The 14,522-nt window shown below is 71.2% G+C and carries 15 protein-coding genes; 6 read left to right on the top strand and 9 right to left on the bottom strand.

Annotation, left to right across the window (positions count from 1 at the left end):
* Positions 1-5 precede the first annotated feature (5 nt).
* Positions 6-1,085 carry an inositol-3-phosphate synthase gene (locus OG811_RS09670; RefSeq protein ID WP_406073533.1) on the bottom strand — a complete coding sequence of 360 codons (1,080 nt, stop codon included), beginning with the start codon at positions 1,083-1,085 and terminating at the stop codon, positions 6-8.
* 169 nt (positions 1,086-1,254) lie between these two features.
* On the opposite strand from OG811_RS09670, the gene OG811_RS09665 reads away from it, so the two are divergent.
* The 3 genes from OG811_RS09665 (at position 1,255) to OG811_RS09655 (ending at position 5,319) form a co-directional block, all read left to right on the top strand.
* Positions 1,255-2,406 carry a sensor histidine kinase gene (locus OG811_RS09665; protein WP_406073531.1) on the top strand — a complete coding sequence of 384 codons (1,152 nt, stop codon included), beginning with the start codon at positions 1,255-1,257 and terminating at the stop codon, positions 2,404-2,406.
* Between the two features lie 28 nt (positions 2,407-2,434).
* Entirely contained in the window at positions 2,435-3,100 is a 666-nt protein-coding gene (locus OG811_RS09660) for a response regulator (protein WP_406073529.1), read from the top strand.
* 113 nt (positions 3,101-3,213) lie between these two features.
* Positions 3,214-5,319: an MMPL family transporter gene (locus tag OG811_RS09655; RefSeq protein WP_406073528.1), complete on the top strand. Its 2,106-nt coding sequence runs from the start codon at positions 3,214-3,216 to the stop codon at positions 5,317-5,319.
* A gap of 51 nt (positions 5,320-5,370) precedes the next feature.
* Here the strand turns inward: OG811_RS09655 and OG811_RS09650 are convergent, their stop codons facing one another.
* From OG811_RS09650 to OG811_RS09635, 4 genes are read right to left on the bottom strand one after another with little or no spacing between them, the layout of a single operon-like run.
* Positions 5,371-6,807: a condensation domain-containing protein gene (locus tag OG811_RS09650; protein ID WP_406073526.1), complete on the bottom strand. Its 1,437-nt coding sequence runs from the start codon at positions 6,805-6,807 to the stop codon at positions 5,371-5,373.
* Positions 6,795-7,484, bottom strand: coding sequence for a hypothetical protein (locus tag OG811_RS09645; RefSeq protein WP_406073525.1), 690 nt, complete (start codon positions 7,482-7,484; stop codon positions 6,795-6,797). Before OG811_RS09645 ends, OG811_RS09650 begins: the two co-directional genes overlap by 13 nt.
* Complete coding sequence (locus tag OG811_RS09640; protein ID WP_406073524.1) at positions 7,459-8,685, bottom strand: hypothetical protein; 1,227 nt, start codon at positions 8,683-8,685, stop codon at positions 7,459-7,461. The genes OG811_RS09645 and OG811_RS09640 overlap by 26 nt, the downstream gene beginning before the upstream one ends.
* Complete coding sequence (locus tag OG811_RS09635) at positions 8,682-10,022, bottom strand: MATE family efflux transporter (RefSeq protein WP_406073523.1); 1,341 nt, start codon at positions 10,020-10,022, stop codon at positions 8,682-8,684. Before OG811_RS09635 ends, OG811_RS09640 begins: the two co-directional genes overlap by 4 nt.
* Before the next feature lie 154 nt (positions 10,023-10,176).
* Between OG811_RS09635 and OG811_RS09630 the strand changes: the two genes are divergently transcribed.
* Positions 10,177-10,392, top strand: coding sequence for a hypothetical protein (locus OG811_RS09630; protein WP_406073521.1), 216 nt, complete (start codon positions 10,177-10,179; stop codon positions 10,390-10,392).
* Positions 10,393-10,524: 132 nt separating this feature from the next.
* On the opposite strand, the gene OG811_RS09625 is transcribed toward OG811_RS09630, so the two are convergent.
* Entirely contained in the window at positions 10,525-10,758 is a 234-nt protein-coding gene (locus OG811_RS09625; protein ID WP_406073520.1) for a GntR family transcriptional regulator, read from the bottom strand.
* Positions 10,759-10,899: 141 nt separating this feature from the next.
* Between OG811_RS09625 and OG811_RS09620 the strand changes: the two genes are divergently transcribed.
* Together OG811_RS09620 and OG811_RS09615 are read left to right on the top strand one after the other, a co-directional pair.
* Positions 10,900-11,082 (top strand): hypothetical protein, encoded by a 183-nt coding sequence (locus OG811_RS09620; RefSeq protein WP_406073519.1) that lies wholly within the window; start codon positions 10,900-10,902, stop codon positions 11,080-11,082.
* A 144-nt stretch (positions 11,083-11,226) separates the two neighbouring features.
* Positions 11,227-11,538, top strand: coding sequence for a hypothetical protein (locus tag OG811_RS09615; RefSeq protein ID WP_406073517.1), 312 nt, complete (start codon positions 11,227-11,229; stop codon positions 11,536-11,538).
* Between the two features lie 14 nt (positions 11,539-11,552).
* Here OG811_RS09615 and OG811_RS09610 read toward each other — a convergent pair whose 3' ends face one another.
* The 3 genes from OG811_RS09610 to OG811_RS09600 form a co-directional block, all read right to left on the bottom strand.
* Entirely contained in the window at positions 11,553-12,404 is an 852-nt protein-coding gene (locus OG811_RS09610) for a DMT family transporter (RefSeq protein WP_406073515.1), read from the bottom strand.
* 43 nt (positions 12,405-12,447) lie between these two features.
* Positions 12,448-13,623 carry an MGDG synthase family glycosyltransferase gene (locus OG811_RS09605; RefSeq protein ID WP_406075622.1) on the bottom strand — a complete coding sequence of 392 codons (1,176 nt, stop codon included), beginning with the start codon at positions 13,621-13,623 and terminating at the stop codon, positions 12,448-12,450.
* Positions 13,624-13,689: 66 nt separating this feature from the next.
* On the bottom strand, positions 13,690-14,484 hold the full coding sequence (locus OG811_RS09600) for a polysaccharide deacetylase family protein (protein ID WP_406073513.1): 795 nt from the start codon (positions 14,482-14,484) through the stop codon (positions 13,690-13,692).
* Between the last annotated feature and the right edge of the window lie 38 nt (positions 14,485-14,522).

The raw sequence follows: 14,522 nt of genomic DNA, 5'->3' as shown, positions 1-14,522 counted from the left end.
GTCGGTCAGCGTTCGACCTCGCCGCGGATGAAGCGCTCGACGGCGTCCCGGGCGCTGGCGTCGTCGTACTGCTCGGGCGGCGACTTCATGAAGTACGAGGAGGCGGAGAGGATCGGGCCGCCGACCCCCCGGTCCATGGCGATCTTGGTCGCCCGGACCGCGTCGATGATCACGCCGGCCGAGTTGGGGGAGTCCCAGAGCTCGAGCTTGTACTCCAGTTGCAGGGGCACGTCGCCGAACGCCCGCCCCTCCAGGCGGACCAGCGCGTGCTTGCGGTCCTCCAGGAACGGCACGTAGTCGCTGGGGCCGATGTGCACGTCGCCGGCGGCCATCTCGTGGGGCACCTGCGAGGTGACGGCCCGGGTCTTGGACAGCTTCTTCGACGCCAGGCGCCGACGCTCCAGCATGTTCATGAAGTCCATGTTGCCGCCGAAGTTGAGCTGGTAGGTGCGCTCCAGCCGGACCCCGCGGTCCTCAAAGAGCTTCGCCAGCACCCGGTGGGTGATGGTGGCGCCCACCTGCGACTTGATGTCGTCGCCGACGATCGGCACGCCGGCGTCGGTGAATCGGGCCGCCCACACCGGGTCCGAGGCGATGAACACCGGCAGCGCGTTGACGAACCCCACCCCTGCCTCCAGCGCACACCGCGCATAGAACCGGTCGGCGTCCTCCGATCCCACCGGCAGGTACGACACGAGGACGTCGGCCCCGGAGTTGCGCAGTGTGCGAACGACGTCGACGGCCCGCTCGTCGGACTCCTCGATCATCTCCCGGTAGTACTCGCCGAGACCGTCCAACGTCGGGCCACGCCGCACGACGACCCCGGACGGGGGGACGTCGCAGATCTTGATGGTGTTGTTGCCGCTCGCGACGATGGCCTCGGACAGGTCCCGGCCCACCTTCTTCGCGTCCACGTCGAAAGCCGCGACGAACTCGATGCCGCCGACGTGGTAATCGCCGAAGGCGACGTGCATGAGGCCGGGAACGGTGTCGGTCGGCCTCGCGTCCCGGTAGTACTCAACGCCTTGCACCAGCGACGCGGCACAGTTGCCGACCCCGGCGATGGCGACGCGGACTGCGCCCACGTGGTGCCTCCTTCTCTCTGCGACAGAACTCCATCCAACCGATCCGCTCGTCTCGGTCTCCACCTCGATGTCCTAAACAGGACATCGACGGCGGCCTGAGTCGCGTGGGTGCCGGCCGGACGGTCCCGGAGCCGCATACTGGGGACCGCCGCGCGTTGAGGAGCCGATCGTGCCGTTGTCCATGTCGCTTCCGGCCACCGCCCGATCACGAGCGCGGCCCGCACGGCTGCCCCGCAACGCCACGCTCTGGCTGGACGGATTGATCGCGGTGGCCGTGTTCGTCGGCACCGCCCTGCCGGTGACGTTCTCCCAGGACGGGAAGGCCTGGCACGTCCTGGTGGCCGCCGGCGCCTCGCTGCCGCTGATCTGGCGCCGGCGGGCTCCGCTGCTCACCACGGTGACCGTGGGCCTGGCGATCAGCGTTCTCGGGCTGTCGCACCAGCTGCCGCCGCTGCCCTTCGGGCCGCTCGTCGCGACGTACACGTTCGCGTCGCTGAGCCCGTCGCCCTGGCGGCAGGTCGCGATCGGGGTGCAGGCCGTGGGGGTGGTCGTCTCGCTGGTGGTCCCGAACGAGGATCCGGCCACCTTCGGATACGTGGGGATGGCGTACGTGGCGGCGTACAGCATGGGGATCGCCTCCCGAGGGCGCGGCGACCGGATCGCCGTGCTCGAGGAACGGGCTGCCCGCCAGGAGGAGGAACGAGCCACCGCCGCCGCGCGCGACCGCAACCGGATCGCCCGCGAGGTGCACGACATCGTGGCGCACACGGTCGCGATCATGGTGGTCCAGGCGGAGGCCGGGCCGGTGGTGGCCCGCACCGACCCGGCTCGGGTCGAGAAGACCTTCGAGGTGATAGCCGAGAGCGGCCGGTCCGCGATCGCCCAGCTTCGGCGGTCGTTGGCCGCGCTGCGCTCGGCGGAGGGCGAGGAGTCACCGGCCCCGGTGCGCGGGGTGGGTGACGTACCGCAGCTGCTCGGCGAGGCGCGTCGGGGCGGCCTGGAGGCGGCGTTGCGCTGGCGCGGGCAGCAGCGGCCACTGCCCGCCGACGTGGAAGCCACGGTCTTCCGGGTGGTGCAGGAGGCGCTGACCAACACCATCCGGCACGCGCGGGCGTCGATGGTGGACGTGCTGATCGAGTTCAATCCGCGCGAGATCCGGGTCACGGTTACCGATGACGGCATCGGCGCGGTGGACGTCGGTGGCGGATACGGGATGATGGGCATGCGGGAGCGGGTCACCGCCTGTGGTGGTGAGCTGTGCATCGGAGCGGGTCCCGATGGCGGCGGCTTCATGGTGAGCGCCGTCCTGCCCGCCGAGTGAGTTGCTACGTATCGAGGAGTGGCGCCCCATGGTGCGCATCGTGGTCGTCGACGACCAGGATCTGGTTCGGGGCGGCTTCGCCATGATCCTTGACGCGGAGCCGGATCTGACGGTGGTGGGCGAGGCGGCGGACGGCCTGGAGGCCCTGCGGGTGGTGGCCGAGAAGAAACCGGACGTGGTGGTCATGGACATCCGGATGGAGGGCCCGATCGACGGCATCGAGGCCACCCGCCGGATCTGCGCCACCACGAACGCCCGGGTGCTCATCCTCACCACGTTCGACGTCGACGAGCACGTGCACGACGCGTTACGGGCCGGCGCGAACGGTTTCCTGCTCAAGACCATGCGCCGGGCCGAGTTGGTCGAGGCGGTCCGGGTGATCGCCAAGGGGGAGGCGCTGCTCGCCCCGACGGTGACCCGGCGGGTGATCGCCGACCTGCTGCGGCGGCCCCAGGGCGCGCTCCGCCCGCCGGCCCTGCTGGACGAGCTGACCGGCCGGGAGCGGGAGACCCTGTGCCTGGTCGCCCGTGGGCTTTCCAACGCCGAGATCGCCGCCCGGTTGACGGTGAGCGACCACACCGTCAAGACCCATGTCAGCAACGTGTTGGCCAAGCTCGGCCTGCGGGACCGGGTGCAGGCGGTGGTGTTCTCCTACGAGGCCGGCCTGATCAGTCCCGGTGAGGATCTGGACTGAGCTCTCTCCCCCGCACGGGGGAGACCAGATTTCGTTCTCGTCGGCGATCTGCCGGGGAGCCCGCTTCACCAGGATGAGATCACATCGGTCTTTCCGTCCTGAGGAGCTGTGTGATGATCCGTGTCGTTACGCGTTTCGCTCGCCGGCGCCCTGCCGTCGTGCTCGTCATCTGGCTGGTGATCGCAGCGGCCGGCTTCACGGTCGGCAACGGCGTCTTCGCCCGGATGACGACCACCGTCGGCGCCATCGCCGGCAGCGAGTCGCAGCAGGGCGCCAAGGCGCTCGGTGACGCCAAGCTCGCGCCACCCGTGATCAACGCGGTCATCTCCGGCGATTCGGCCACCGACCCCGCCTTCCGCACCAAGGTCTCCACCGCGCTCACCGGGCTGCGCGCCACCGACGGCGTGCTGGCGGTGACCGACCCGTTCGGTCCCGAGGCCCCGGTCGCCACCGACGGCGCGGCGGTCCTGGTGAACGTGGAACTGGCGCACCAGGGCGACCTGCTGGCCGACAAGGTGCAGAAGCAGTTGACCGGGATCGACGGGACGACCGCGGTGGTCTCCGGCGGGCCGCTCACCGACCGCGAGTTCAACGACCAGGCCACCTCGGACACCCGGCGAGCCGAGATCATCTCCGTGCCGTTGCTGCTACTCCTGCTGCTGCTGGTCTTCATGTCGCTGATCGCAGCCGGGCTGCCGCTGCTGATCGCCCTGGTCGGTGTCGGCGGAACCTTCTCCACGCTGCTGGTGATGAGCTTCTTCACCGATGTGTCGATCTACTCGATCCAGGTCACCACGATGCTCGCCATCGGTCTCGGCGTCGACTACGCGCTGCTGATGGTCAGCCGGTTCCGGGAGGAACGGGCGCTGACCGAGGACGCGGCGGAGGCGCTCGTGCGGGCCTCCGAACGCGCCGGCCGGACCATCGTCTTCTCCGGTCTGACCATCGCTGTCAGCCTGGCCAGCCTGGTGGTCTTCGCCGATCCGTTCCTGCGGTCGATCGGCGTGGCCGGCGCCGCCGTGGTGCTGATCGACATGCTCGCCGCGATCACCCTGCTTCCCGCGCTGCTCCAGATGCTGCGTAACAAGATCAAGCCGGTCCGGGCGCGCAAGGAGCGCGGCCGGTCCTTCGCCGCGGTCGCCCGTGGTGTGCAGAAGATGCCGGTGCTGACCCTGCTGGTGGTGCTCGCCGGCCTGATCGTGGCCGGTCTGTCGGCGACCAACCTGCGGCTGGACACCAGCAACCCCAAGTCGCTGCCGGCCGACAGCGCCACCCGCCAGCTCACCGAGGAGCTGCGCGAGCACTTCCCGGCACTGGCCGGCCCGAGCGCGATCACGATCGTCGCCCGGACCTCGGCCGACAACCCCGACCTGGCCGAGTTCCGGCAGCGGGTCGCCGCGGTGCCCGGCGTGTCCGTGGTGAACCCGGGGCGCAGCGGCGGCGGGCTGGCCGTCCTGCAGGCCACCCCGAAGAACCCGACGAGCGACCCGGACACCGCCCGGGCGGTACGCGACATCCGCGACCTGGACGCCCCCTTCACGGTGCAGGTCACCGGGGACGCGGCCCGTCTGGTCGACTACCAGCAGGAGCTGCGCGACCGCCTCCCGATCGCCGGCGGCATCGTGTTGCTGGCCACCTTCGTCCTGCTGCTGGCCTTCACCCGGTCGGTGCTGATCCCGCTGAAGGCCGTGCTCACCAACCTGCTGAGCCTGTTCGCCGCGCTCGGTGTGGTGGTCTGGGTGTTCCAGGAGGGGCACCTGGTCGGCCTGCTCGGCGGTGAGCGGCTCGACGGCATCGACCTGACCGTGCCGGTGGTGGTCGCGGCGATCGCGTTCGGTCTCTCCACCGACTACGAGGTGTTCGTCCTCTCGCGGATCCGCGAGCGCCGGTTCGCCGGCGCGGCCCCGGACCAGGCCGTCCGGGAGGGTCTACAGCGCAGCGGTGGCATCGTGACCGCGGCTGCCCTGCTCCTCGCGGTCACCTTCGCCGGGTTCATGACCGGGGGCTTCGCCCCGATCAAGGAGGTCGGCCTGGGCCTGGTGCTGGCCGTCCTGATCGACGCGGTGATCGTCCGGATGCTGCTGGTCCCGGCGACGATGGCGATTCTCGGACGCGCCGCGTGGTGGGCGCCCCGCTTCCTGGGTGGCCGGCCGCCGGTCCCCTCCGCTCCGGTCGCCGGCGACGCGCAGTCGGAGCTGACGGCAACCGCCCAGGGCTGAAAGACCGGGGCGGGGCAGCCCCCACTGCCCCGCCCCGGTTGATCGGGTCGTTCAGTGCGGGGCCACCACGCCGCGGTGCAGACCGGCGGCCTCGCCGACCTCGGAGAGGAGCAGATCCGTGTCGAGCAGTCGCAGCAGCATCCGATCCACTCCGATCAGGACCGCACGGATGAGATCCGGGGGAAGCAGGGTGGTGTCCGCGAGCAGCGTCCAGCGCAGCTGCCCCGGGGCGTCGAGCACGTCGCCGACCTCCATGAAGAACGAGGAACCGGCCGGCCGGCGCTCGGTCCACCGGAAGCTCGGCTCGGCCAGGACCCGCTGCACCACGTCACGGTCGAGCGACACGGCGGCGGGCGGCGTCTCCGGCGCGCCGCGCATGTCGTTGAAGAAGCATCGGATCTCCGGCTCGGCGCCGCGTTCCCGGCTCACCTCAGCCAGCGCCGACCACCCGTCCACCGGGTCGAACCGGCCGTTCCGGAAGGTCCGTACGGCCGTGCCCCAACAGTGCCGGACCAGGTCGGAGAAGGCCGGCCCGGTCAGGTCGACGACGGCCGGCATGTGCTGGGTCAGGGTGCCGACCGAGGCCCGCTGCGGTGCGGTGGTGCGGTTGCCGGTGACCAGCAGCAGCCCGCACCGGTCGGTCTCGGCGACCACGCCCAGCAGGGCTGCGGTCACCGCGAGCGCGACCGTGGCAGTGCTGGTGCGGTACCGGTCGGCGAGCAGCCCCAGCACCGGCGCCGAGATCGGCGAGTCCAGGACACCGCGCCAGAACCGGGGTTCGGCCGGGGCCACCGGCCGGACCGCGGCGAAGTTGTCGAGCGGGACCGCGTTCAGTTGCCGGCGCAGGTGGGCCACGGCGGCGGCGCTGACCGTCCGGCCCCGGGGGGAACGCTCGAAGGCGGCGAGGTCGGCAGGATGAACCAGTTCCGGAGTCGCCGGATCCGGGCGCCCCGCCGCCCGGCAGGCCAGCATCTCGGCCAGCACCCGTGCCGCCAGGCGGCTGCTCTGCAGATCGGCCGCCAGGTGAGCGATGCAGAGCACCAGAGCCCGGGGCACACCGTGGTGCACGCAGACCAGGACGCGCATCGGCAGGTCCCGATCGTGGTCGAACGGTGTCGCCTCGAACTGCTCGTCCAGGTCCCGGGCGGTCGCCACGAACTGCTCGGCCGTACCGGCGCCGGAGAAGACCCCGACCGGGATGCTGCCGCTGTCGAGCACCTCCTGGACCAGCCGGCCGTCCCGTCGCGGGAACCGCGTGCGCAGTGCCTCGAAGCGGCCGGCCAGCGCACCCACCGCGGCGCACACCGTGGCCAGGTCCACTCCCTCGGGGATCAGCACCGGGACTGTGACGTTGTAGGCGGTGCCCGGCGGCATCCGCCGGATGTCGCGTTCCACCAGCACCTGCCCCCACGTCAGGTGTTCGATGATCGCCCGGGAACCGGTGAAGTACGCCGGCTGCCAGCGCACGTCGGCGGTCAGGCCGGACACGATGCGTAGCCGTCCAGTGTCCGGACCGCCGCGTCCCGGCGGTTCTCCAGGTAGACCTTGTTCCACCGGCCCAGAGCCGCGTCGGAGGCGTGCGGGCCGAGGAATCGGGCGGTGACCGAGGCGCGGTAGGCGGCCCAGGTGGTCGCCGGGCTGACCAGCCGGCTGGCGGCCGGTACGGTCCGCGCCGGCTGTACCGGCAGGCCGCTGCCGGTGAACACGGCATCGGCCCAGCTCTCCTGCTCGTCGAGGGTGGCCAGCACGGCGTCGAACGGCAGGCCACGCAACTCGGTGACCGCCACCGCGCGGCTGCGGAAGCCGGTCGCCGACACCGGGCCGAACCGCTCGATCGCGATCGCCACCGGCAGCATCGCCCGCGGTGCGAACCACTCGCAGCCGAGCACGGTCAGCGTGGGCAGGCCGCCGGTGTCGGGGTCGTCCGCCGCGACGATCCGCCACTCCGCGAAGGGCAGCGCGATGCCCGCGGACCGGAACGTGACCGCATTGGCGCCGCAGTCCGGGCAGGACATGACCCGGACCGCCATCGGGGGTGCGGGCGGGCGGATCACCCCCGGCGGCTGATCGGCCGGAATGAGGAAGTGCGCCGCCACCTCGCGGCGCGCCATCCGTTCGACCATGGTGCCCAGGGCCGGGTCAGGAGTCGTGGCAAGCGTGGTCATGTCGGATGTCCTCTCCACGGGCGTCGGCCGGAACGCCGGCCGTGACGATGGTGCCTGGGCTCCGGCGGTGCAGGCCGAGGGCGACCGCCGCCGCGCCGAGGTCGATGAGCGCCGTCCGGCCGGCGGTGCCGAGGGCCGTACCGTGCGGGGCGGTCAGGCCGGAGTCCACCCAGGACGACACGGCCGCACGGATCCGGGCGGGGTGGGCGGGATCGAGTGGGGCGGGCAGGTCACGGCGTAGCGCCGCGGCCTCCAAACCGAGCAGGTATCCGGCGGCCCAGATCTCCAGGGCGGCCCGCGCCGACGGCTGCGGTCCCGGCCGGCTGTCCAGGTACGCGCCCAGCGCGGTCGTCACCTCCTGGGCGCTGACCCCGATCAGGTCGCACCAGTCCTCCCAGTACCAGCAGAACTCGTTGCCTCCGGGCTCACCGGTGTGCGGCCGGAGCAGCCGGATCAGGCAGCGGGAGTCCTTGACCTGCACGACGTACTCGTCATGGGACTGGTAGCGGGACCGCGACGCCAGGGTCGTGTCGATCCGAGGGTCGAGCTCCCAGTGCGTGGCGGACGGCACCGGCGGCGCCCACACGGTGGCATGGTGCCGGCCACCGTGCCCGGCGATCAGTGTCGGCAGCCCGCGGTTGTCGACCAGGTGGGGCACCGTCGCCAGCAGCGGCACTCCGCGTTCCCGGCAGTATCGGGCGATCATCTGGTCGTCGTCGGTGACCTCGTCCGGGATTGGCCTCAGATAGTCGGCCAGGTCCGCAGCCACGCCGGCCGGCAGCAGGAACGCCAGCGCCGGGGTCCACTCCATCGGGGACAGCGGTGCCCACGGCGATCCGGCGACCGCGGCCAGTCGGGACAGGAAGCTGTTCTGCGGGCTGATCCAGTCGGTGTACAAGGCGATGCCGTGTGCCGGGCGGTGCGCGATCGCGGCGACCACGTGCGTGGCGAAGTCGTCGCAGAGCCGGGCGTCGTCCTGCAGCACCAGGTGATGCGTGGCGCCCTCGGCGATCGAGGCCCAGGCGACCTTCGCGGTCCGCAACGGGCTGCGCGCGGCACCGGGGGCCGGGTCATGCACGACGCGTGCGGTCAGCGGGCGGCACGCCTCGACGAGGGTGTCCAGGGCGACGTCGCGAGCCGGATGATGCATGATCGTCACGCTGAGGCGTACGTCCCGCGCCCGCCACTCGGGACGGCTCACCGGGCGTCCGCCCGGCTGATCCGGCGGACGTGCCGCCACGTCAGCAGCGGGACGATCAGCATGCCGCAGGCGTTGAGCACCGCGATCGTCCAGTACAGGGCCGACGGATCCTGCTGGGTCCGGGCCAGCGCGCTGCCGACCACCACCATGCCCCCGAAGTAGGGCACGTTCAGCAGCAGCGCGATCAGGCCCCCGCCGACCTGCTCGAGAAGGAGCAGCGTCATCACGTTCAGGCCCAGGCCGAAGTAGGTCAGGCCGACGATCATCAGGAATCGTCCGGTCTCCGACGCCACCGCCGGGTCACCGGCCAGCACCGCGGCCAGGGGCTCCCGGCACAACCAGATCGCGGCGGCCAGCACCGCGTACACCGCGGCGGTCAGGCGCAGTCCGGCGCCGAGTGCGGCCGGCCCTTCGCCGGGCCGCCCCGCACCCCGCAGTTGGTTCAGCACGATCGCGGTCGCCGAACCGAGCGCCGAGGCGGGCACGATGACCAGATTCTGCAGCGCGCCGGCCGCCGAATACCCGGACACCACGTCCGGACCGAACGGGCTGAGCGCCCACAGCAGGCCCGCGTTCGCGACGGCCATCACCACGAACGACGCTGTGACCGGCAGCCCGGTGCCGGTCAGTCGCCCGATCGCCTCCGGACGCCAGGTCAGCGGCCCGCTCGCCGTCCAGAGCCCGCAGCGGTACACCTGCACCACGCCGACGGTCAGCGCGGCCACGCCGCCGACCGCGATCGCGACCGGAAGCGCGTACACCCCGAGGTCGGTGCCGAAGCCTAGGACCGCGACGCCGCCCACCTCCAGGACCGCGCCGGTCAGCACCACGGCCGCCGCGGAGCCCGGCCGGCCGTAGCCGCGCAGGCTCGACGAGAGCAGCACGGTCGGGAAGAAGATCAGGTTGGCCAGGCAGGCCCAGCGGGTGAAGGCGACGAATTCCCCCACGGATGCGTCCGGGACGTTCAGCAGTGCCGCCAGCCAGGGCGCCGCCAGGATCAGTGCGAGGCTGACGGTGCCCCAGACGGCCGCGCCGACGCGGGCCATGCTGGCGGCGACCGGGAGGACGTCCCCCGGCCGGCCCGCGCCGCGGCTCACCGACGCGGCGACCTGGTTGCTCACGTCGAAACCCACCTGGAGGGCGGCGAAGAGCAGCGCCAGCGGTACGTAGAGCGAGCGCACGTACATCGCCTCGACGCTGATCCGGGCCATCAGCGCGATCACCACCACCGGAACCAGCACGCCGGCCGTCTCGCCGAGCGCGATCGTGGCGGCGAGGCGGCGGATCCGGGCCGGGCCGTCCCAGACGACCGTGGTCGGTGCTTCCGTGGTGCTCACGACGGCGCCACCGCCGATTCACCGGCAGTCGGACGTACGGGCATGACCCACCCCCATTTTGGGCTCGCAACGACGCACCGACCGTAGGTCCGTACGAATCGGGCCCACAAGCTGCCCAAAGGGCTATGCCCATGGGAGAAGGTCACTCGAATCGATGACACTGTCCGATGGCGAGGTTGCGGAACAGGGCCATGGCGTGAGCGACGGCGCCGAGCCAGGCATGGTGGTGGTCTTCGGCGAAGAGGACGTCCCGGATCCAGTGGATCTTGTTCTCGACTCCCCGGTGTCGGCGGGTGTAGTCGGCGATGCCTGCGCCGGTGATGGCCTGGGCGGTCAGGTTCGTGATGCCGTGGATGATGTCTTTGCGTAGACGTTGACCGCTCAGGTCTGTTGCCCTTGACGGTGAACACGTAACCGGCGCCGCGCTGGTGCAGGTAGTCGGCGGTCTCGATCGAGGGCGGGCGGCTGCCTCGTCTCCGGGGTGGTCCGGGAGGCGTAGGGGCTAGGGCTTCTCCGCGACGAACGTACCGCGCCCGGTGAACGTGACGACGAGACCCCGCTCCCGCAGCAGCCGTACCGCCGAACGGACGGTGCCGCGAGCCACGCCGTACTCCTGCTGAAGGTGGGCCTCGGAGGGGAGCGGCTGACGAGGCTTGAGCTTCCCGCTCTCGATCTGCTTGGCGAGGAGATCTGCGAGCTGGATGTAGAAGGGAACCGGGCTCATCTCGTCAACCATGATCGACACGATATGGACGCTCAGCACAGGCTAGCCAGTGGGTACGGGTTGCCCGGCTTAGTCAGGCTGTACGGGCTATACTGGGTGAACAGGTTGGACTACCTTGGGTCGGTAAGTGCTCACCGTCTGTAGGAGGCCGCCATGAAGCTCTCGCTCTGGCCGTTGCGCCGTCGCACCGCCCCGCTCGACCGGACTGGGCCGGCTACCGCCTACCCCGAGCGTTCGGGCGCGTATCGGGCTGTAGGGGTCGCCCGGGTGGTCTATCCGCCAGAGGCTCCGCTGCTGACCCTCGCGGGGGAGTGTCGGGCGGGTCTGTGGCGATGAACGTGCCGTTCGTGGTGGAGCTTTCCTGGACAGTGATCGACTACCACCGGATGCAACGGTGCAGCCGGTGCCACCCGGACGGCTGGTGCCCGAGGGTCGCGGTGGCCCGAGCGCGGATCTTGGCGTGGCGACGGGTGGTGGGTCGTGCCCCCATTCAGAAGTGGTGACCTCCTCCGCATCACCCAAGCGGCCAGCGTCCAGTTCTCCCGGCCGTTCCTCTTCCGCCTCATCCGCGTACTGACCGACCGGATCACCTACGACGGGTGGGCCTGGATCGAGGGGTACGAGCTGGACGCTCGGGGCGAGGCGGTAGCCCGCCGGGAACTCTTCGTCCGCCCGTCCGGGCTTCGGAAGCTTTCCCCTCGTGACCGTACGGAGCGGCAGGCTCCGAGGGAATCCCGGCGCTACGGAGTCAAGCCCACCGTCCAACGGGGCGACTACGGATCAGAAGGTTAGGGGTTCGAGTCCCTTCAAAGCGGCACGCTGTCTTGCTGGCCCGCTGACGCCGTGGCGGCGAGCCAGGCTCCGGCGGCGGTGACGACACCGGCCAGGGTGAGTCCGGTGATTCGTGCCGGGTTGGCGGTGAGGGTTTCCTGGAAGATGGTGATGCCGATGATGACGCTGGCGATGGGGTCGGTGAGGGTGAGGGCGGTGAGCGGGGCGGCGAGGCGGCCGTGTTGGAATGCGGCCTGATTCAGCAGCAGCCCGATCGCGGCGACCACAACCAGGGCCGCGAATGGCCAGCTGCCCACGGTGGTCAGGATGTCGCCGCGGTGGCGGCCGGTGACGTACTTGACGAGTGCTGCCGCGAGGCTGTAGGCGAGGCCGCTGGCTACGCCGAGTAACGCGCCTCGCGCGGCACCGCTGAGGCGGTATGCGGCCACGACGCAGCCCGAGACAATCAGCGCCCCGCAGATGGCGGGGCCGGTCCAGGCCGCAGGGCGGACACTGGGCACGCCAGGGTGGACGTCAGCGAGGACGAGGAACGCGGTCAGGCCGGCCACCCCCACCGCGACGGCGAGCAGATCCCGACGCGCGACGCGTCGCCGTAGCATGGCGGCTTCGATCAGCACCGCCATGAACAGCCCGCTGGCCATGACGGGCTGGACGACCGCGAGCGGTCCGAGTCGCAGGGCGATGACCTGGAGCGTGACGCCGGCGGAGTCGGGGATCCAGCCCGACAGCCAGAGCCGGCTTCGGACCAGTCGAAAGAGCAGGCGCGGGTCCAGTGCGGCGCTATGCGGCTGCTGCTTCGCGGCACGCTGATGCAGTGCGGAGGCCAGCGCGAAGCAGAACGCGGAGGCGAGCGCTATCGGGATCACGTCGTGACTGGCAGGTCATCGGGGACGCCACGCCATGCTGCCTTCACGGCTGATCTCGCCGATGGCCGGTGGGCCGGCGGGCTGCCTGCCGGACGGCTTCTGAGACCACGGTGGCCATGTCGGTCGCGGTGACGATGCTGGTGGGCGCGGTGCTCTCGGGGGCCGTCAGCGCAGTAAGGACCGGCTGCAGGTGCCCGGCGGTGGTGACGTGGGTGGTCAGTCCGGCGTCGGCCAGCAGCTCGGCGTTGGCTCTGCCGTGGCCGGGGATCGGTCGGTAGGTGACGGTCGGTAGTCCGGAGGCCAGTGACTGCTGGCAGGTGAGTCCGCCGGCATTTTCCACGACGACGTCGACCGCCCGCATGAGGGTCGGCATGTCGTCGACCCAACCCATGATGTGTCCCGGAAATGCGTGCAGCCGGCGGCGCAGGTCATCGTTGCGTCCGCAGACGACGACCGGTGTGACGCAGCCGGTGGCGAGCACCTCCGCGGCAGTGCGGGTTACGTCGCCGACGCCCCAGGATCCGGCGACGATCAGGGCCAGGCGGTCCTGCTCGGGCAGTCCGAAGCGGGCGCGTGCGGCGCGCTTGCCGTCTGCCGGCAGCGGCGTGAACCGGGCGGACACCAGCGGGCTGACCACTCGGACGTCGGGGGCCCCGCGCGCGATGGCCTGCTGCTGCGCCGCGTCGTGTATGACGCAGTAGGTGTCGACGCCGGGTGACATCCAGGTGGGGTGGACCACGAAGTCGGTGACGTAGGTGATGACCGGTGTGGTGAGCCGTCCCGTGCGGCGCAGCGGCCCGAGGACCTGGTTGGCGAACGGAAAGGTCGTGACGACGAGGCTGGTGTCGGGTGGTAGCTGCATCAGCATCCGCCGTGAGGCCAGCCGCAGTGCGGTCCTGATCGCCGTGACCGTCACTGGCGAGCGGTCGGTGATCGTGAACAGGGCGTCGTAGCTCCAGGGAAGCCAGTGGAGCATGGTCCGGTAGCCCTCGCGGACGACCGCGTGCAGGGGCCGTGGCAGCGCCGTGAAGAAGTTCAGATGCTCCACCACGATCCCGTCAGCGGCCAGCCGGCCAGCCAGCTCGGCGGCGGCGGCGTCGTGTCCCGCCCCGATGTCCGCGGACACGACGACGACCCGCTCCCGGTCAGGGTCGCCCGCCGGGTCGCCGGGCCTCTCATGGTCACCGGCCGGTGCGGTTCCGGCACCGCGCAACCGGATGCCGTCAAACGTGACGACATCCGGTCCCGAGCGTGCCCCCTTACCCCGCAGGTTCACGAAGCACGGCTACCCGCTCCCGCCACCGCCATGCGCCCTTCGGCCATACCGTCGGCGCCGCACCATCGGGTCTGATCGCTCCACCTCGGCGTGGGTGTGCGCGCTGAGCGTCCCGATCGCCAGGTGCCGTTCCCCAGCCCAGTCGATGAGGCGTGGCAGGACGGCTAGGGCTCCCCGCCAGGCACCGGGGGTGGACGCACAGTCGGAGTCGTGAAGCAGCACGGTCCCACCGCCGTCGAGATCCTTGATGATCGTTTGCCAGATCAGCTCCGGCGGCCGGGACGCCTCCCAGTCCCTCCCCCAGGCCGTCCAGAGTCGCGGAGTCAGGTCCAGCCGCCGGCAGGCCAGCAGCGCGGCCATCGTCAGCACCCCGTACGGCGGCCGGTACCAGATCGGCAGCTCATCCGTCACGGTGGCGATCCGGTCCCGAGCCCGCGCGATGTCGGCGTAGGTGGCGGCGGGCGAGCGCCACAGCAGGTTCCGGTGCTCCCACCCATGTACCGCGACTTCGTGCCCGGCCGCGACCAGTTCGCGTCCGAGCCCCGGGTCACGGTCGAGCATGGCACCGAGCAGGAAGAAGGTCGCCCGCACGGGTGTCTGCTCCAGCAGTCGCAGGAACAGCGGGGTAGAGGTGCGGTCGGGTCCGTCGTCGAAGGTCAACGCGATCCGGGCGGCCGGACCCGCTCCGGACAGACGCGGCCAGAGCCGGCGGCGTACCGCCCCCTGGATGGTTACCGCCGGCAGTGCGTGCACCGCTGCCCCCAAGGCGGTGACCGCGGCGGTTCCCAGCATCAGTGGCCGCATGTCGGCCCTCCCGCTTACGACACGAGGAGTAGTTGGCG

It is taken from the genome of Micromonospora sp. NBC_01638, assembly GCF_045209745.1.
Classification (GTDB): Bacteria; Actinomycetota; Actinomycetes; order Mycobacteriales; family Micromonosporaceae; genus Micromonospora.
This window is presented reverse-complemented; position numbering and strand designations above follow the sequence as displayed.

Coding starts and splice junctions, on each gene's coding strand:
- OG811_RS09660 (WP_406073529.1), top strand. CDS start 2,435: ATGGTGCGCATCGTGGTCGTCGACGACCAGGATCTGGTTCGGGGCGGC.
- OG811_RS09655 (WP_406073528.1), top strand. CDS start 3,214: ATGATCCGTGTCGTTACGCGTTTCGCTCGCCGGCGCCCTGCCGTCGTG.
- OG811_RS09645 (WP_406073525.1), bottom strand. CDS start 7,484: ATGACCACGCTTGCCACGACTCCTGACCCGGCCCTGGGCACCATGGTC.
- OG811_RS09630 (WP_406073521.1), top strand. CDS start 10,177: ATGACACTGTCCGATGGCGAGGTTGCGGAACAGGGCCATGGCGTGAGC.
- OG811_RS09625 (WP_406073520.1), bottom strand. CDS start 10,758: ATGGTTGACGAGATGAGCCCGGTTCCCTTCTACATCCAGCTCGCAGAT.
- OG811_RS09620 (WP_406073519.1), top strand. CDS start 10,900: ATGAAGCTCTCGCTCTGGCCGTTGCGCCGTCGCACCGCCCCGCTCGAC.
- OG811_RS09600 (WP_406073513.1), bottom strand. CDS start 14,484: ATGCGGCCACTGATGCTGGGAACCGCCGCGGTCACCGCCTTGGGGGCA.